Genomic DNA, 18,769 nt, shown 5'->3' on the forward strand with positions numbered 1-18,769 from the left:
CCTTAACCTTCGCTGACTTCCGAGCCCGCTTGCCAGATTCCGATGCGGACGATGATGAACTCCGCCGGGTAGGAGGGCCGGATGCCGATCTCGATCGTCAGCCGTCCGAGCGCGCGATCGGCGTCCGGATTGAGCACCTCGTCAATGCGGACATAGAACGCTTCCTTAGGGGTTGCGCCGAACAGCGCGCCGTCACGCCATGCCCGGGTGAGGAAGTCCGAGATAGAGCGCCTAAGCTTTGCCCACAGGCCGGGCTCGTTCGGCTCGAATACCGCCCAGCGGATGCCTTCCTGAATAGACTCCTCAAGGTAGAGGAAAAGCCGGCGGATGTTGACGTATCGCCAGTTGGTGTCGCTCGATGTGGTGCGCGCCCCGTAAACCACCGGCCGGCCGCCGCCCTGGAAGACGCGGATCACGTTGACGCCCTTGCGGTTGAGCTGTCCGTGATCAATGTCGCCCAAGACGATCTCGGTGCCGATCGCGCCGCCGACGATTTCGTTGGCGGGCGCCTTGTGGACGCCGCGCGTCGTATCGGAGCGCGCATAGATGCCGCAGATATGGCCGGAGGGAGGAACGAGGATTGGCGGGCCCGCGGTCGCCGGCATGGTCCGCAACCATGGATAGTAGAGCGCTGCGAAGCCACGCGTGTTCTCCAGCGATGGCGCCACCGCCTCGGCACCATTTGCGTCCAGTCCGGCTTTGGTATCGAGAACCGCGACACGGTCACCCATTAGAAGGCAGTGACCGATCACGTCCTGCTGGACGGCAGTAAACTTGTCGTCCTTCAGCCGAACCGCATCTGGCACCGCCACCATGTTGACGTCGTCGATGTTGCGGAGCGCGTTGAGCGCGTCGGCAAAATGCGTGTTGTCGATGTTCGGCAGATCTTCATCATCACCCCCGCCGATCTTGGCCGCCGAGGTCTTGGCCGGAACCGCGTCCGGCAGCCTCGTTGCGGGCGGCGGCAGCAGCGGCGCGACAGTGACGGGCCCGCCGGTTCTATTGATGGCATCCACGTAGTAACGCGGATGCGCCGGATCGAGTGCGAGCTTATCGTAGACGACCGGCGTTCCGCCGACCGTAACAGTCAACTTGAATTCGAGCGACGCAATTTTCGTGGCATTGCTCGCGGGGAACGTCTTCGTCAATCCGGTGCGCAGCCGCACCCTATAAGTCTTTGTCTGCGGATGCGCATCCGCAGAGTCCACAATCTGGGCGTCCTTATCGCTCCCCTTGGTGAATTGCAGGACGGTGCCGGCAGCGAGCGCGCCGTCGGGCAACGGGTACGTTGCCGGGTCGATGCGCATCGTCTTCGTGCCTACGCCGAGCGGTGCGATGGTGATGGCCTTGTTCAGGGCGGCAGCCGGCACGTCTTCGGACAGGCGCAGCGTTGACCCTGACACCGAGAGCACTGCGGCGGCGCTCGGGCCGCTGACGATCGAGACGATATCACCGGGCGCGAAGCCCGCTGCCTCGCCGGCGTTGGTCAGATCGACGGCCCGGCCAGTAATGGTCTTGACTGTGCCGGACGCGACGGCGGGCTCGGCAGCGGTGACGGCACTGTCCGACGCGATTGCGACGTTGTATTCAAGCTCGCCGGCATTGCGGGCTAAGATGTTGAAGACCAGCGTGTTGCTGCCATCCTGAGCGCCGGCGGTGGCGTACTTCGCGTTGCTGACGCGCACCACGTAGCAAACTTGGCCGCCGTTCTCGAAGAATCCCTTGACGGCGTACCAGAGATAGTAGCCGGAGACCGGAAGCTCGCCGTAGATCTGCTTGAACCTGTCGAATGAGGTCAGCTTCACGGGCAAGCCGATCTCACCGCTCGCCGCAATGCCGATGAAGGCCGCCGTCGAGGTCCCCACACCTTCAATGGGTGCGGCCGGCGTGAATTCCTCGATGTAGACGCCCGGATAGGAGACTTGCACGGCCATGGTCGCTGTCCTTTCCGCTCGAACTCAAGGGAATTGGAGGTCGTATTCGCCGCTGTCGCTCGGCACGTCGATTTCGCGCTGGACATCGCCGACGCCGGCAGAGACAGCCCGCAGCCGGTAGCGGCCCGCCGGCAGCGCGTCGAATACGTAACGGCCGTTCGTATCGGTCACAGCGAGGCGCTCGATGCCGGAAACGTCGGCCGGCGCGAGCCCGCGCAACTGCACCCAGGCACCGAACACCGACGAGGCGTCGGCGACTTGCACTTCGCCGGCGATGGTGATGAGGCGTTCGGCTGCTTGCACAACGCCCGCCATCCGGTGCTGCGTCGTGAGCGTGGTGATCGCCGGGGACTCGCGCGCCGGAAGGTCGGGGAAGAACGGAACCGTGATGGTGATGTGAAGGGCCGGACGCAAGGGCGCCTTCATGGAGCTCCAGAATTCCATCGCTTCCTTCAGGGCATCCGGCATGACGACTTCGAGCGGGAGGGCCTCACCGCGCAGCGCAGCAGGAATTGCGTTGATGTCGTTGCCAGACGGAATTGGGACGCCCGAATAGATCTCGGTTGGACTGAGCGCAGAGCGGGCGAGCAGCACGGTGAGCACGCGGCTCATCACCATATGCTCGGCGCGAGTCGGCTCCGCGGCCGGCAGGTTGAACGTCATGCCGCTCCAGACCGTCGCCATGTAGGTGCAGTTGATGCGCGGCGGCGCCGGCCGCTCCGTGAACATGCTGCCAAGGCGCACGCGCTCGCGCTCGTTGGTGCGCAGCTTGCGGTTCTCATGGATGTCGTAGAGATAGAGGTTGAGGCGCGTCTCGTTGCTGAGTGCCCGTTTCCAATCCTCGCCCGGTGGCTCGAAGCCGACGCTGGTCGCACCGGCGAGCGCTGGGACCCGCGACTGCATCAGATCCTTCAGCATCGTGTTGAGCGCATCGAACATCGTGTTCAGAACCAGGGTTTATCGAGCAGCGCGTTGATCTTGTTGCGAATCGGAGCGGCCTTCTCGGTGACCGCGTTGCGGGCTTCCGCGATCCCTTCCTGGACGCCCTCCTTGACATTCGAGGCCTTGGCGGCAGCTGCATCGATCGTGTCGGTGACGGTCGCCTTCACGTCGTCGATTCGCTCCGATGCGGCTTTCTTGACTTCATCGATCTTCTTTTCGGCGGACTGCGCTTTCTGCGCCACGCTTTGGGCGACGGCGTCGACCTTCTGCTCGACGCCGCGCTTGACGGAGTTGACGATCGCCGTGGTCTTTTCTTTGACTGGCGCGATCGTGCCTTCGGCGGCGCCCTTGGCGGCATCCACCATCGCGCCGGCACGCTGCGTAACCGCCGACTTCGCGTCGCTCATGCGTTTCTTCACGCGTGCGATGTCCTTGCTGGCGAACTCGGCCGCCTCCGGCAGATCACGGTTGATGAACTTGTAGGTCTCGTCACCGAGGTAGGAACCAACACGGTCGGCGACCGATCCCTTTCCTTTGGCAGTGACCTGGTTGAGGCTTCTCCACATGTCCTTGCCGGAGAGCGCATCGACACCGAGCGTGACGACGCCGAAGTAGCCCTGCAGCGCGGGTCCCGCCTGCCCGGCCAGGATGTTGTCGGCGCCGCGATCGAAATCCTTCCAGTTGCCTGTCGCGGCGTGCGCCAGCATGGGACCGGTCGCGCCGATAGACTGCGCCGCCATGTTGGACGGCACCAGGTCCGACGCGATCGCGAGCGAATCCTGTGCGCCCTGCGGCGCGCCGAGCGCCTGCGCGCCGGCATTGGCGATGTTGACCGCCATGCCGACCGGGCCGGTCGGGATCACATGCGCGGCGGCGCCCTGCGCAGCTGCACCCCAGGCGGCTTCCGCCATCTCGGTCTTGGACGCACCCTTGGCATGCATGTCCTTCAGCTTCGCGGCGAGGCCCGCGACCTGGAGCGCGGCGCCGACGCCGCCTCCGACCTTCGCGGCTTTGCCCTTGAGCGGCAGCGAGGTGGTGAGGGCGCCGGTCGCGCTCATGAGGTCGCCGGCGATCGATAGCTTCGAGGGAGGCGCCTCGGCATCGGCGGCAGCCGGCGCTTCATCCACATCGCCCGGCTCTCCCCCCTCGGTATCCGCTGCGTCGGCGGCGGCATCATCCGGGGCGACATCGTCGGTCCCCACGTCGGCGGCATCCGCGCCGGACTCGGCGTCCAAGGCTTCGGCCACGTCGGCGAGCGCGGCCGGATCGGGCGCCGAGCCGGGGCCGGCCGGCGCTGTGGCGGCGCTCCCCGGACCGGTAGCGCTCGTCGGCGGTGCACCACCGGCCGTCGTCTCGGACGGCTTCGTGCTGGCGTAGGCCGAACCCGCCGTCGTCAGCAGGCCCAGCACAGCGACGGCGGCCCCGACATACTTGCCGCCACGGCCACGCATCTTCATGCGCGGCACCTTGGATTTGATTTTGGCGCGGATCTTTCCCTTTGCCTTGAGTGACGGCTTGCCGCGCGCCTTCGGATTTCTCGCCTTCGTCGAGGCCTTCTTGCTGGGCTTGCGCCGCGCGCCTGCCGGGCGCTTTCGCTTCGCACGCGCGGGTGTCGGCGCCGCGTTTGGCGGCGTCGCGGTCGCGGCGGGCGTCTCGGGCATCTTGGTGGCGGCGTCTTTCATGCCACCCAGCTGCGACTTCTTGCTGCTCGCCTTCATCGTGGCGGACAGTGGACCAGTAGCGGTCGGCGTCTTCGAGGCAACTGCTTTCGTCGTCCTGGCGCGCGCCTTGCGGTCACGTTGCCTGATCCGCTTCGCTTCCGCCGCCACGTCGGCGCTCTCCTTGCCGGATACGGGCTTGCGTTGCTCACGCGGAACCGCGGCGAGTTGCGATGCCGGATCTCCCGCAGGCCGCCGCGTGCCCTTGGGTATCGCTTTTTCGCGCACGGCCTTCTGACGCCGGGCCTCGCTCGTACGGCGGAGATCTGCGGGGCTGTGCGGCGGTATTTTTTCGCCCGGCTTTATCTCGGCGGACTTGCCGTGCAGCAGCGTATGAATCCGATGCACCGTGACCGGGAGCGCGACGGCCCGGCTGCCCTGGCCGACATGATGATGGATGAGGATTTGATTCCGGTAGCGGCTGTGCCCCGGGTGCGACTTGATCCAGTGAGCATCGACCTTCGGGGCTTTTCCTTTGGCGATGAGCGCCTGATTGGCTTTGCTCAGATGGCCGCCCCACTTCTTGGCGTATTCACGCCAGAAGGCCTTATGGTCGCGACGGTAACCGAGCTCCGAACTCTTGCTGCGCGCCTTGCCGCCAGGCTTCTGCGGCACCGACCTGAGCTCGCCGACCCACGGCATGTCGACACCTTCCTTCGGCATGGCGAGCGGATTCGCCGAATTGCCGCCGCGACCGATGCGGCTTGCTTTTGGGGCATTCCGGCGCTGCGGAGCCTTCGCGGGGTTTACGGATTTCATCTCCTTGCCGAGGTCGCCCCACATCTTGTTGGCTTCGGCGACCGTGCCGACTTCCGGCTTCTTCGGCACCGTCTTGGACTTACGCGCGATACCGACCGCGCTCGCGCCCGCAACCGCAACCGGCGCGGTGCCGAATGCGGCAACGGCCGTGGCGGCACGATCCGCGCCGGTTTCGAGCAAGGAGCTCTCGGCTTGTCGCGTACCGCCGCGCGATTGTTGGATGACATGCGCCAGCTCGTGCGCGAGGAGCTCTCGGCCCGTGCGGGTCCGCGGTGCGTAGCGCTGCGGCCCGAAAGCGACATTGCGTCCGTGCGTGAACGCTTCGGCGTCGAGCGCATCGGCAGCGCGACCAGCCGCCGGCCCGGTGTGCACGCGCACGGCGGAGAAATTCTCCCTGAAGCGCTGCTCCATGTCGGCGCGCACGTCCGGCTCGAGCGGCCGTCCGCCGCTCAATATTCGACTGACCGCCGCGTTGCCGCTCGTCTGCTGCAGCGCCTGCACACTCGCCTTCGGCGCACTCCCGCGCGGAAGCGTCCCCGCGGCGGGTCCAATGGACCGTCGGCTGGCGCGCACCGGTGCGACGCGTTGCTGCGGTGTGCGTGCGGGGCCGGGTCGCATGCTCACTCCCCCGCGGTCCGGGCCGCCTCGACCGTGCCGAGGAGCTCGGCCGGTGTTAGCGACTTGCCCATCTTCTGGTATTCGCGGCGCACCGCATGCAGCAGGTGCCGCATGCCGAGGCGCGTCCTTTCGCTGGTCGCGAGCGCCGCTGCCGCCAACGCGGCGTTTTTGATCGCGCCGCCGCAGATCGGGAAACGCCGCGCCAGCACTCCGAGGTCGACATCGGCGTCGAGCGGCACTTCGGGCGGAAAGATCCCGCGCCAGATGGCGCGGCGCTGCTCGGCGTCCGGGAACGGGAAATGCACCGCAAAGGTGAGCCGGCGCACGAACGCCTCGTCGAGGTTCTGGTGAATGTTCGTCGCCAGGATGGTGACGCCTTCGAACGCCTCCATGCGCTGCAGCAGGTAGCTGATCTCGACATTGGCGTAGCGGTCGTGTGAGTCGCGCACCTCCGAGCGCTTGCCGAACAGGGCGTCAGCTTCGTCGAAGAACAGGATGCTCGGCGTCCCGCGCGCCGCGACGAAGATCTTCTCCAGGTTCTTCTCGGTCTCGCCGATGTATTTGCTGACAACGCCGGAGAGATCGATCTTGAGAAGATCTAGCCCAAGCTCGCCGGCGATGATCTCGGCCGCCATGGTCTTGCCGGTGCCAGACGGGCCGAAGAACAGGGCGCTGATCCCGGTGCCGTAGCTGATGCGCCGGCCGAGTCCCCACTGGTCGAGCAGGCGATTGTTACAGTCAACGCGGGCGCAGAACTCACGTAGCTGCGCAACGGCGTCGGCCGAGGAAACGAGTTGATCCCAAGTCGCGACCGGCACGATCGTCTGCGCGAGCGCCGAGAGATCGCGCCGCGCGAACCGGCGCGCCGCGTCCTGCAAGTCGGTCGCGCTGACCTTGACGCGGCCATTTGCCATTTCGGCACGGGCCGCCCACACTGCCGTCGCTGCCGCCGCTGCAATGCCGCGGGACGGCAGTGCGATCCTTTGCGCCACACGCTCGATTGCCTTCGCGTCTGCCGATGCGTCGTGCGCCGCGAGCGCCGCCCGCCACCGCACACAGCGTACATCGATATCCTCCGCGCCGAAGCGTAGTGGTACGACCGGATGATGAAAATCTCCGAGCACACCGGTCGACTGGCGGCACGCCAATGCAACGACGCAAGGTGACGTTTCGAGCGCGGCGGAGAGCGTGCGCAGTTTCGCCGCGACTGCTTCGGTCGGCGCGCCGTGCGCATCCACAGAGAGAAGTGCATCCTTGAAGAACGCTTCGCGCGCCAACAGCTCCGCGACTCCGTCACCCGACAGGGCGTCAAGAGCGACCCGTAGCACGCGGAGCCCGCCGGCAGCTGCGAAGGCCTCGGCCGCGTTCGCTTGCGTGTCCGGATCCTCACCTTCCATGAGTAGCAGAAGCGGGCTCCACGTCTTCGCTTCGGCGATCTGCGCCAGCGTGGCGTTGAACGTCGCGCGGATCGCCGGAGGCATATCGGCGTCGATGCTCCGCCGCGGCGTGGCGCAGCGGGCGATCTTAGCGAGACGCGTGTCGAGGCCGCCGACACCAGTTAGCCAGGCGAGGACCTGCTCGTCGACGCGCACGATCCGGGCGTCCGCCGCGGCGAAACCCACGTCAGACCCATCGGTGATGCGGATCAGCTGGTTGGCGAGGAGCGGCATCTCGGGCGAGAGCCGAGAGCGGCCGATATGCTTCTCGACTGTGGTCTCACACAGAAGCTCCAGCACGAGATCGATGGTGGCGTGACGGCGGCCGACATCGTCGTTGAGATAGGCGTAGATCCGCTCGTAGCGCAGATCGATATCTGGACCGGCCGCGACCAGCAGCACGTCGCGGTCGAATGCGGTGAGATTGTAGCGGCGACACAACCAGTCGAGACGCAGCGACGGTGGACCATCATCGACACCACGCTGAATGCCGAGCCGCATCGTGTCGACCGAAGTCGACAACAGGCGACAAAACTCCTCAGGCGAAATATGTAGTCCGCGGAACGGATCATTGTCAGGCTCACCGTAGCGCATCACTGCCCGGGCAACGCCCCGTTGCACGAGAGCGAGCAAATTATCCCTCAAAGCAGCAAAGTCCGGCATGCTGGCTGGGCACGCCTGGACGGATGCTTTTTTCGCGCCCGGCGCTTTCGTCTTGCGATTCGACTGGATTCGGACGGTCATCTGATGGTGATGCGGTCAGCCAATGACGGGTATCAGGGTGCCGGCAGACAAGGGCCATGACTATCGTTCGAATGGCAGAGATCTGGATGTATAGCGAACGGTTGAGACCTCGCTCGACCACCCTAGTCCGCTGGATGTAGCCAACGATCTAGAATCGCGGAGGCGATCAGGTTCGGGTCGGCTTCTTCGAGTGAGACGCATTGCGGCCAGAGGAAATGCAGCGTGGCGTGCCGCCCGTCGGCGGTCAGGCCGATGACCTGGGATTTTGGGCAGATCCACAATGCCGCACGCGCGACCACATCGCTTTCTTCGCGATCGAGACCGAGAAAGATTACATCCGGGGCTAGATGTCGAAGGTCGGCTTCAAGGCTCTCGCGGTCCTCGATAATTCCGATGACGTCGATGGCGGCACACCGAGCAAGACTCGCCCACATGATGTCAGCGTACAATTTCGGCATTGTGACGAAAGCGACGCGTAAGGAGGTCACGACCGGATCCAAATCGCTCGGCATTGCGACACGCGCCCCCGCTGGCTTACCCTACGGTGAGGCGCGTGCCGATAAAATCCACCAAAGGTCGGAGAAACGGTTGAGAGAGATTTGAACGAGACTTAGAGCAGATAGCTACTTGTTTGATCTCAGGGTTTGGTGGTGCATTCTTGGCGCCTGACTGGAAGGATGCGCTATGGGCCAGGTTCTCCATGGCAGCGCCATAACGACAGAGGCAGTGCGTCGGGCGATCCACCATAGTCAAGCGAGCCTGAGGTCTCTGGCGAAGCACTCCGGCATCAGCCCGAAAACCGTCGCCAAGTGGAAGAAGCGGGAGAGCACCGCGGATCGCCCGACGGGACCGAGAGCCCCGCATTCAACGGTGCTCTCGGTCCCGGAAGAGGCGATCATCGTGGCCTTCCGCAAGTACACCCTGCTGCCACTGGACGATTGCCTCGACGCTCTCCAGCCCACCATTCCGCAGCTGACCCGCTCGTCCCTGCACCGCTGCCTGCAGCGCCATGGCATCAGCCGCTTGCCGGAGGTGACCGGCGCCGAGCCCGCGAAGGAGAAGTTCAAGGCTGACCCAATTGGATACTTCCACGTCGACATCGCCGAGGTGCATACCGAACAAGGCAAGCTCTACCGGTTCTTTGGCATCGACCGCACGAGCCAATTCGCCTTTGCCCGGTTGCATGAGAAAGCCACGCGCCACATCGCTGCGGACTTTCTGCGCACCCTGATCGCGGCTGTGCCGTACAAAGTGCACACGGGGCTCACCGACAACGGCACCCACTTCACCACCCCAGCAACACAGCGTCCGCCGCTCCGCTCATCAAGGAGGTCATGGAACGCGGGGAGATCTTCCGGGCCCACGCCTGCGAACTCGCCTGTGCGCAGAACCGCATCGATCATCGCCTGACCAAGCACACGGCCCCTCTGGTCCCGCCGCACGGGTCCACTTCACCGACTTCATTTATTTCACAGCTTGATGTCAGATCGGACTGTCATTTTCGATCAACGCACAGGTAGCGGGACTCATCCCCAGTGCAAATTCTGGTTTGAATGGTGGGCCGAACTGAAGCTTCAGGTACAGCTCTCAGCATCGGCGTTTCGATTTCTTAGCGGAAAGGACCATGGATTTATCGGGTACTTGCCAGAACACGTAGTTTATTCTGCGGCAAAGTGCTGGGCAGCATGATATGCAATGCAGCTCATCTTGAGGAAGTCCGCGGATTGTTCAGGAGTCGCTTCTAGGTTTAGGCAAGCGAGAACGAATAATCGCAAGGCCGGCATCACAGCTGCGACTTCCTGTCGCGCGGCCGTAGGGCGTGCTCGCTGTGGTGCTTATTCCTCGTCCACCTAAGAAATGGACAGTATCGAGCGCAGCCACCAGCTACATCGACTTGAACGCGGTGACTGTGTCCGGCGCATCAAGCGAGAATTTCATAAATTTGCGGCTCTCTCCTCGGATATTGTTTAGCCGCTGTGAAGGAGCTATGATAGTGTACTCTAATGGGACGAACGATGTCGATGCAATCGCTTCGGCGCCACGCGAGTGCGAGTTCGGATAGGGATCTGTGCATTCGCTCCCGCCGAGCGCGAGAGGCCGCTTGCCCTGCTGTCGCCACGTATTCCGTTTTCATTCTTTCTGATGTCTGCTTCGTGCGAGAAGGGCTGCTTGCTGCGTTCCGCTCCGACCCAGACTTTTCGAGTGTTAAGGGTAGCGCGACGGCCGAAGAAGCACTTGCGGCGGATTGCTCGGGCGTAGTTCTACTCGATGCGGTCTTTCCCGGCGCGCAAGCCCTTGCCAAAAAGATAGCGCGCGCTGTCCATTCTCGGCAGTTGATTGTTTTGGCAATCGAAGAAGAGACTGAAACTATTATCGAATGGGCCAAGCTTGGAGCTGCGGGCTACGTCCCGCGCCACGCGACCCTTGCTCAGGTGTTGAATACCGTCAAGGGAGTGATCCGCGGCGAGCAGATCTGCGCCCCGGCGATCGCTGGCGGCCTGATCCGGCATATTTCGGGACTACCCTCAATGGCAGGACATTATGGCGATTGCGGAGACGCTCAACTGACTGTTCGTGAAGTTGAAATACTTCCGCTTCTCGGCGCAGGCTCAAGCAACAAAGATATTGCCCGTCGATTGAACATCGAGGTGGCTACAGCGAAGTGCCATGTGCATAACATTCTCAGCAAGTTGCGGCTCCAAAGACGTGGTCAGGTGGCGCATTGGATGCAAGCAAAGCGCGGAGAGCCCGTAAATCTACCCGCGAATCGTTAGGCCATCTTTGGGAACCTAGCAGTGTAATGCCCTAGGCTTGGAATATCTCATATATGTTTAGTCCCGGCATTTGATGGAGCGGGTCGAGCCTGAAGCGCTGAGGCTCGGAGGTCCAGATTTTGCAGATGTATTCGTAGGGGGTGAGGCCCCGCAGGGTCTTGAGCCGAAGGGCAAAATTGTAGGCGGTCAGGAAGTCGCCGAGATGGCCGCGCAATTGGTCGTGAGTGTCATAGTAGTAGCGCCTGACCGTTGCGTCCTTGAGGGTGCGGTTCAGGCGCTCGACTTGCCCGTTCGTCCAGGGATGCCACGGCTTGATGGGAATCTCGCCCGCTCCGTGTTCCTCTCTTAACCGGTGTCTGCTGCTTCTGCTGTGGGCCTGTGGACAACGCGGCCGCGTTGTTCAAGCGCAGCATCAGGTCCACAGCCATTGCGCCGAGCGGGTCGGTGACTCCGTCGTGCCACACTGGCATCGGGTTCGATAGCTGAGCGCCTGATGACGACGCTGGTGGTTGTAGAAGGCGATTCATGGACTTGCACCGCTTTAGATACTGCTGGCGAATTCATCACGCTGGGGTGGGAGCCATCATGAGCTTGGTGAATGCAGATTGACGCGTTCGCGCAAATGGTGTGCCAGCGAACCAAGCACCAAGCCGAATAAGGTTCATGGCGGCCGCCGTCAGCACGTGTTGCAGGTGCGTCTTTGCCAGTCTGATGTAGCGCGAGCGCCGCAGATGCAGAGCCCGGACCCCGGCCGAGATCGTTCCCTCGATCCCGGCGCGCTGTTGATAGTTCTGCTTGAAGGTCGGCTGTGCCTCACGCTCGCGCGCGGCTTCCAGTGTCTCGTGCTCCTCCTGAGGGCGCAGCGTCAGAAGGCGCCGGTCGCTCCGGGTACACTGTGCCTTCAACGGACAGGGCGACAGTGGGTGGTCGAGAAGCGCACCTTGAAGGCCGTCCGTCTCTGTCAATAATCGGGACGCCAGCTCCTGCTCTCGTGCCCAGCCGGGCAGATCGCGACTTGCCGATCCCAATCGAAGATGAAGTCCTGCAAGGTGAAGGCCTCACCTGATTGAGTCTGCCACTGATAATTCTGAGGAGGCGGCCCGAGTAGCGTGACGCCATAGTTCCGGCGACTGGCGACGAGTTGATCGGCCGCGACATAACCAGCATCGACGAGGTGAGTACCGGGAAGCAGACCCTTGGCCTTGAGCCCATCATGAATGGTGTTGAGGGCATCGCGATCCACGACCGGCGTCGGCGTGGTCTCCACGTGCGTGATCAGGTGCGGACCGCTCTCGTCACAAGCCTCGGTGAGATGAACCTTGTAGCCAATCCAGGTTGTCGTCCCCTTCTTAGCTCGACTTTGGCCACTCAGGCTGCGTAGCAGAGAGCGTGTGCCAAGAAGCGTTGGAGGGCGGGTGGTGATTTTTGCATTTCGCGCGAGCGCCGCGAGGTGAGCAAACCCGTTTCCAGCCAGATGTGGCGCCGAACCGTGGCGAGCGCATCGGCGAACGTCGGATGAGACTTGCGGTACCAGCTGTCCGTCAGGACAGCGCGACGGGTGCGCCCATCGAGTCGCGCGGCCAGCAGGGTCACGATCGAGAACAGCGCGAGCCGGCACGGCGTGGTGCGGGCGATCGCGCGATCCGACCATTGCCGCTGCGTCTCGACACCGAGATGCGCACGAGCCTCCTGGAAGGTGACCTCGATCTGCCAGCGCAGGATGAACCAGCGGATGATCTGCAGGGGATCGTGTGCGGGATCGGTGCAGAGCAGGACCTGAGGCGAGAACCGGGTCTTCGGATCGCGCAGCAGCACCCAGCGGATCGGCACCACGGGCTTCCCGCTATGCCACCACACAGCCGTCGCGGAGCAGACCTCGACCACACGATCGCCTTCCCCATACCAGCCCGGCACCGCGACCTCTTGCCAGTCCGTGGTCGTCTTTACCAACACCGCGCTGAGGTTCGGCAGGCGGGGCGCGTTGGTGCATGGACGGCCCTTCGTTCCAGGAGGAAGTGGTGGTGCCGGTTCATAGAGGGCGGCATCCAGGCGCAGCCGGGTGATGCCGATCACGCTCTCGCGCGACAACGCGGCGAGCAACTCCAGGGCGGCAAAGCCCATGTCGGCGACCAGCACCAACTCGCGCTCAGGGAGCCAACGGCGCACCTGCAGGACCATCTGGCGCGCCCAGTCGATCAGCGTCTTGTGGTGCTTCTGGTGCGCGGCAATACCGTTCGGAGGGCGCCAAGGCGGTCAGGAACGGCAGCGCCCAGGTCCGGGCGGCCCACGGGATCGGGGCCAGCAGCATGAGGCTGATCCAGCGCAGACCTGAGGCCTTGACGAAGTGAGCCTCGGACGCGCGCACCGGATCGCGGTAGATGCCTTTGGCGGTGATGCGCTTGCCGCGCCGGCGCTCGATGGTGTCGTCGATGCCGAGGATCACCGGACCGCTGGGCACAAAGGCCTCGAGCAGCAGACCCAGCAGCCGGCGGGCGCCATCCCGTTCGCTCCAGCGGGCACGGCTGAGCACGCGATGGTAGTTCACGAAGTGGCGCTCCCGACCGAGGCCGGTGATCCGCAAGATGCTGGTGACCGTGCGCTTGCCAGGAGCCAGGATCGCGCCGAGGAGCAACACCTCGGCATGTCGCCAACTGCGCTGGAGGAAGAGCGGCGCGAAGGTTAAAATGATGGCGGCGAAGCGGGCCGGCAGGCATGGCATGGCGGCGTCTCTCGGCGGAAACACCCCAGCCTACTGCACGACGCACTTCGCCGCCTCACACGCTCCCAATGCAGTCCGTCAGAAATGGCCAAAGTCGAGCTAAGGACGAAGGGAGCAACGGAGGACCAAGCAGGCGATCGCGCTGCTCTGAGCCGGGCAGGGGCGAGTTGCGGCCCATGCGCTTGGCTTCTCGAATTACGCGACCATCGGCTGGACACAGTGCACGGCAACGAGTCCGGGTTAATGGGGTGGGAGGCTGAGGAGTTGCGCGAGGTAGCGCGGGTCCCATCCGGCGCATTTGCGGCGTCGCTTGTGGCTTCGTTTGTCGCTGGCGCGCCGCACGAGGTTGAGAGCGAAGTGGCGCACGATCGCCATGTTCTGGGCGCCGTGCCCCTTGCGCAGGCGCGACAGGTCCTCGTGAAAGTTCACATCCAGGACCCAATGGAGGCTGTTCTCGATTCTCCAATGTGACCGTACGGCGGTCGCACAACGCGCCGCCGCGAGCGGGCTCGAGGTGATGTAGAAGCGCTGCTCGAAGGTGCAGCGGTCGCGCCCCTGGATCCGGGCCTCGACCATCACGACCGCCGCAAGCTTGGGAAAGCGGTACTCACCCGAGAAGCGGCGTGGGCCTTCGAGCCAGTCGATCTGGCGCGCAACCACGCAGCGGCGGGTCTCGATGCGGCCATGATCCTTGTCGATCTCCACCGCCGTCTCGATCTCCTCCGGGAGGGCGGTGTCGAAGAACGCCGCGATCTCGCCATGGAGGGTGGGCTGGTTCTACTTGACGGCCAGGAGATAGGCCGCTCCACCGTCCACAATGGCCTGCGCGATCTCTGGGTTGCAGGCGATCGCGTCGATGCTGACCAGAGCGCCCGTGAGGCTGCCGGAGGCGGAAAGCCGCGCGAGCAGCGCCGGGATGGCGGTGGTCTCGTTTGACTTCTCCGCGCAGGCTTCTTGGCCAAAGGCCGAGACGAGATGCAGGGCCTTGCTCCCGGCTTTGCGATCATGGCTGCACCATGAGGTCTTGCCATCAAGGGCGATCAACTCGGGGGTCTTGGGCCACCAGTCCCGGACCCAGCTCATGAAGCAGACCGAAAACAGCTGCGGGTCGATGCGGTTCATCAGCGTGCGCAGCCAGTCCGCGCAGGGAATGCCGAAATGGAAGGCGCTGAAGCCGCGCAGGAACTCAAGATGCGCCTCGCCCCAGTCGACGATGTCGTCATAGTCGTCGTTGGAGGCGAGCGTGGCGCACACCACGAGTAGCAGCACCTCGGGCAAAGGGTGGGCAACCCGCCAGGACTGGAGCGGATCCGGCACGGCGCTGAAGTGCTCGAGCAGGCTGCGCCGACGCGGCGTCTCGCTGAGGGCTTCCATGGGGGTTCCGAATCACGCCGGAGATCCGAGCCAACCACACCCCGCCGTCAATCGCGAACCGCCATTAACCTGAGCTCGTCGCCGCGGGACACAGCGTTGCAGGATTGTGATTTGCCGAATAAGGCTCGCGTCGTTCGCAGTGTTGTTGCCGGAGATTCTCCACGACTTGCTGCTTCGGAGCCTCGTCGATCGCGCTATTCTGCACCACCTCAAGGTTACTCTCGTACGCAAAGTCGAAGTCGGCCAGAGCCGTGAGGAGGGACTGCAACAGCGGCGTGACCTCAGGGGCGTACACGCGCGCTTCAGCCCTGGAGGGCACGTGTTCCATCCTGGCAAGCATGGCGTTTCCTCAGCTATCGTCGAGTTTGTGTCTTTTCAAACGGCTGTGTGGCCGCTCTGCCGCCCCGCGCTCGTCTTTGCTGACAGCCTGAAGCAACTTTCTGTTGGCTGCTTTCAGTGGTGGCGGTCGATTCGCGATTCGTCACGGGTCACTCTGCAACCGCTGCCTTGTGCAGCCGGTCAATCTCGCCCCAATGGTTTGGGGCAGCGTCAGGCCCTTGATTTACTCGGAAGCAGCCTCAGACAGGTTTATGCTGAGGCTGAGCGCGAGCCATTGCCGGATCGTCTGCGGGAGCTTGTCGCGAAGCTCGAAGAGGCGGAAAGCGAGAGCCTGCACGCCACCAAGCGGTGACGATTTGGCTCCGCTCACTTCAGGCCAGCGAAATCTTGCGGCTGGTCGGTAATCTTTCTCGTAACCCGCATGTCGATACGCGTTGCGTTTCCCACTCTTATGATTGGGTGAATGATCATGGGGACCCGACCTCCCTTGTGTGCCTACCAGCCCTCGCTGAGGCTCGAAGCGACCTCGACCGCGCCCGACGTAAGTTCGCGGAAGCCGCCCTTTCCCTTGCGGTCTGCCGCGAGAGGTTGGACGAGGTGGTTGATCGTGCGTTTGAGCAGCGGAAGTTCGGCCCCATTGAGGCATTCTTCCAAGAGGAAGAGGCTGCGCGTACGGCTTATGAGTGGGCGGCGAAGCGCCTTGCGAGTTCAGAGGCACGGTGGTTCGCTCTGCGAGCCGCCTTGGCCAATGAGCAAGCACTCGCGGCGTTGGGACCTGTGCCACGCCATCAACTGAACTGATGGTCGGCTTTGAACTGGTGTTAACCGAACAGACATATGGATAGACGAATCAGCTCGGTTTTCCTACAGGCCATCGCCTGCCCGTCCGGGCGGTTTCTCTCCGACAGGTTGCTCTCACCATGCGTATGACACGCCATGCTGCGCGGTCGTTCACGTTCGAGATCAAGCGCGCTAACCGGCGCACACCCGAGGTCGCGCCCGTCAGCAGAGCTTCATTGCCTGAAAGCTCCCCTCTGGCCGATCAAGTCTTCGGCAAGCTCTCAGTGCGACCCCGCGCCCCGCAGGCGAACAAGGTCGAAATTCTGGCCTCAGTTCGTTCAACAACTCCTGCTTCGCAACCGCCGGAAGTGTTCGGCACAACCGGGTCGTCGGCAGAGAAGTCTGCTCGGCGTGTTCTGCCTGACCTCTTGTCGGCTCCTGTAAATCCAATCGCAGAGCGGGTGCAGCGTGAGGCAGACGAACAGGCCGAACGGCGCAGGGCCGCACGAGCGAGCCGCACCACGAAAGGCGCGAAGCGTTCGTCAGCCGCGACCACTCGCAAGGACACGACACCCGCCGTCAGCACAGCCACATGGAGCGCGGTCACAGAGCCGATGAATGGTGCCGATCAGTTGCAGGCACCGGTCGCCGCATCACCGCAGCCCGTCAAGCTGGTTGCGACATCACGGAAGCGGAAGAGGAAGGCCCTCCTTGCAGTCTTCAGGCGGGCTGAACGTAACGGAAGAGCCGTGTCCCTTCTTCCTGCGGGCCAGCGTTGGAAGCGCCGTTTACCCCAAGTTTGCTGGTGACATCCGGCAGGCAGTATTGCGGGGCATGGAAATCGGGATGGCGTCTGCTCGGAGGCAGACTGTCTCCCCATCGATCACGATAGCATTTGCCGTCTGCCCCCTCATGGCGTCCACGATACCAGCGAAATTGGCGGTGTAAACTATTGGAGACGCGGTGGACGCGATAGGCTCCATCTTCGGACGTAATCTTCTCGCTGCTACTTACGCCAAAATGGGAGGCGGTTCCGACTAAACCTCTCGATGCACACGAATTGCGCAGTTGCGGGAGCGTCTGACGGTCGAGAGAATACCATCCTCTCGTTGTTGAATAGCTCCTTATCGAGACTTCTTCTGTGCGGCCTCTGAAGAGGTCGGGCATAAACACATCCGTGTTCACAAAGTTTGCCGTGCAGGCGGCTGAATATTTGCTCCAAAGATACCAACCCTGCGCCAAAGCTTTAGAACAGCAGACTTAGCTCCCCCTTTGCTCGTGCGAGTCGTATCGGACTAAGCTCGGGAGGTCATTTGTGGCGCGCTACTACTTTCACTTGGTGGATCGGCACGAGATCATTCGCGGCGAAAAAGGGCTTGAAGTCGCCGACCTCGCGACGGCGCGCAGGGAGGCCATGAGAGCTATCGAGGAGGTACGAAGCAAGAGCCCTTCGACAGCCGCAAACTGGAAAGGCTGGCGACTGGACGTGGCTGACGCTGCCGGAACTATCGTCTTCTCAATCAGCCTTGATGACCCTCTTCACTGAGCGCGATGCTTCTGTTTGCCGCTTAGATTGCTGGTGCTCACTAAGGGTCTGAAGCATCTTGCGGACGTGCTCGCGAATCCGCTCGATATCTCTACAGGAGGTCGTCTGATCGTGGGGCAACATTGAACCTATCCCGATACCAATACGGTACCTCCCCGTGCATGGGGCTCATCGCACGTAGCGCACACTGAGCCGTTGTCAAACGTTACATGGACAGCTACGAGGGCTAAAGAAAGCACAAGTCTATACCCGCTGCCGGTGTCCTTTCTCACGTCTGAAGTAGAGAGGAGGATAGAATTTTTGCAGATGCCGCCGTCCGATTGTGATCGGCTCCGTGGCGTCGCAACGTTGCAGCATGAGCATCGGAGCCATCCAAAGGAGGTTCAGCGTAGATACTGAGCGGGACGAGGCACGCTGACTGCGATTCTGACGCGAGCCGGGAGAGCCGCCTTCGGGTGACTTTTATAGCTTGGGAATCCGCTCCACGATCCGAGCCATGACCAGCCGTTTCTCAAAGTCGTCGGCAGGCGGCTCCAAACGCCATGTTCCATCAGAGCGCGCTCAATTGCTGCAAGCTCGCCGGTTACATTCAGACGGTTTCGGCCCGAACGACCACGTGGCGCTGCGCTGACGATTGGTCACGAACTAAGACGTTCCAACGGCACCACGACGTGCACGGTGAGACCTTCGGGCCGCCAGTCATACTCGACACTTCCCTGAAGCTGGCCCGTGACGCTCCGCTCCACGAGAGTGGTCCCAAATCCATGGGCACTCGGTGGATCAGCAATGCTTGGCCCGCCGCTCTCCTGCCACTTGAGGTAGAGATCGGCATCCCTCTTTGTCCAATCGACGTGGATGCAGCCCTCGGGAGCCGACAGCGCCCCGTATTTCGCAGCGTTCGTGGCAGTCTCGTGCAGGATCAAGGCAAGGCTCGTCACGGCACTCTCATTGACGGACACAGCAGGGCCGTTGAGGATGATGCGCTCGCGATCCATGTAGGGTGAGAGCACCGTCTGCACCAGCCGGTCCATGGTCGTGCCCTGATCCTGCTCCTTCCCGGCCCCGATCAGCCCCGGAAGGATGAGA

General features: G+C 63.1%; 8 protein-coding genes and 6 pseudogenes. 4 read left to right on the top strand and 10 right to left on the bottom strand.

From position 1 onward, the window contains the following. Window positions 1-2 precede the first annotated feature (2 nt). From BN1233_RS31115 to BN1233_RS31135, 5 genes are all read right to left on the bottom strand, one after another. A complete protein-coding gene (locus BN1233_RS31115; protein ID WP_046867565.1) occupies window positions 3-1,934 on the bottom strand; it encodes a phage tail sheath subtilisin-like domain-containing protein in 1,932 nt (643 codons plus the stop codon). A 24-nt stretch (window positions 1,935-1,958) separates the two neighbouring features. Further along, the gene (locus BN1233_RS31120; RefSeq protein ID WP_046867566.1) at window positions 1,959-2,873 is read right to left on the bottom strand and encodes a Pvc16 family protein; all 915 of its coding nucleotides are present in this window, start codon (window positions 2,871-2,873) and stop codon (window positions 1,959-1,961) included. A 5-nt stretch (window positions 2,874-2,878) separates the two neighbouring features. Further along, complete coding sequence (locus BN1233_RS43540; RefSeq protein ID WP_052764000.1) at window positions 2,879-5,854, bottom strand: eCIS core domain-containing protein; 2,976 nt, start codon at window positions 5,852-5,854, stop codon at window positions 2,879-2,881. Window positions 5,855-5,973: 119 nt separating this feature from the next. Beyond that, complete coding sequence (locus BN1233_RS31130; RefSeq protein WP_082145756.1) at window positions 5,974-8,151, bottom strand: ATP-binding protein; 2,178 nt, start codon at window positions 8,149-8,151, stop codon at window positions 5,974-5,976. Window positions 8,152-8,273: 122 nt separating this feature from the next. Continuing rightward, complete coding sequence (locus BN1233_RS31135) at window positions 8,274-8,639, bottom strand: hypothetical protein (protein WP_147707648.1); 366 nt, start codon at window positions 8,637-8,639, stop codon at window positions 8,274-8,276. Window positions 8,640-8,835: 196 nt separating this feature from the next. Between BN1233_RS31135 and BN1233_RS31140 the strand changes: the two are divergent. Both BN1233_RS31140 and BN1233_RS45080 read left to right on the top strand, forming a co-directional pair. Beyond that, window positions 8,836-9,451 (top strand): annotated as a pseudogene (locus tag BN1233_RS31140) (transposase family protein); the annotation flags it as partial. Between the two features lie 715 nt (window positions 9,452-10,166). Beyond that, the gene (locus BN1233_RS45080) at window positions 10,167-10,925 is read left to right on the top strand and encodes a LuxR C-terminal-related transcriptional regulator (protein WP_074078399.1); all 759 of its coding nucleotides are present in this window, start codon (window positions 10,167-10,169) and stop codon (window positions 10,923-10,925) included. Window positions 10,926-10,956: 31 nt separating this feature from the next. Here the strand turns inward: BN1233_RS45080 and BN1233_RS45085 are convergent. The 4 pseudogenes from BN1233_RS45085 to BN1233_RS31170 all read right to left on the bottom strand — a co-directional run. Further along, window positions 10,957-11,238 (bottom strand): annotated as a pseudogene (locus tag BN1233_RS45085) (integrase core domain-containing protein); the annotation flags it as partial. Between the two features lie 250 nt (window positions 11,239-11,488). Continuing rightward, window positions 11,489-12,279, bottom strand: a pseudogene (locus tag BN1233_RS51285) (transposase); the annotation flags it as partial. Window positions 12,280-12,293: 14 nt separating this feature from the next. Continuing rightward, window positions 12,294-13,644, bottom strand: a pseudogene (locus tag BN1233_RS51290) (IS701 family transposase). A gap of 240 nt (window positions 13,645-13,884) precedes the next feature. Continuing rightward, window positions 13,885-15,018 (bottom strand): annotated as a pseudogene (locus tag BN1233_RS31170) (ISAs1 family transposase). 319 nt (window positions 15,019-15,337) lie between these two features. On the opposite strand from BN1233_RS31170, the gene BN1233_RS47480 reads away from it, so the two are divergent. Both BN1233_RS47480 and BN1233_RS31185 read left to right on the top strand, forming a co-directional pair. Then, a complete protein-coding gene (locus BN1233_RS47480; RefSeq protein WP_147707649.1) occupies window positions 15,338-15,709 on the top strand; it encodes a NepR family anti-sigma factor in 372 nt (123 codons plus the stop codon). Between the two features lie 1,743 nt (window positions 15,710-17,452). Further along, window positions 17,453-17,683, top strand: a complete 231-nt coding sequence (locus tag BN1233_RS31185; protein ID WP_046867574.1) for a DUF6894 family protein — start codon at window positions 17,453-17,455, stop codon at window positions 17,681-17,683. A 638-nt stretch (window positions 17,684-18,321) separates the two neighbouring features. Here BN1233_RS31185 and BN1233_RS31190 read toward each other — a convergent pair. Then, a pseudogene (locus BN1233_RS31190) lies at window positions 18,322-18,769 on the bottom strand (sensor histidine kinase); the annotation flags it as partial.

Source organism: Microvirga massiliensis (genome assembly GCF_001006805.1).
GTDB lineage: Bacteria > Pseudomonadota > Alphaproteobacteria > Rhizobiales > Beijerinckiaceae > Microvirga > Microvirga massiliensis.

What these genes read in the sequence shown, in the direction of transcription:
- BN1233_RS31130 (WP_082145756.1), bottom strand. Translation starts at nt 8,151, where the DNA reads ATGACCGTCCGAATCCAGTCGAATCGCAAGACGAAAGCGCCGGGCGCG.
- BN1233_RS45080 (WP_074078399.1), top strand. Translation starts at nt 10,167, where the DNA reads ATGTCGATGCAATCGCTTCGGCGCCACGCGAGTGCGAGTTCGGATAGG.
- BN1233_RS31120 (WP_046867566.1), bottom strand. Translation starts at nt 2,873, where the DNA reads ATGTTCGATGCGCTCAACACGATGCTGAAGGATCTGATGCAGTCGCGG.
- BN1233_RS31115 (WP_046867565.1), bottom strand. Translation starts at nt 1,934, where the DNA reads ATGGCCGTGCAAGTCTCCTATCCGGGCGTCTACATCGAGGAATTCACG.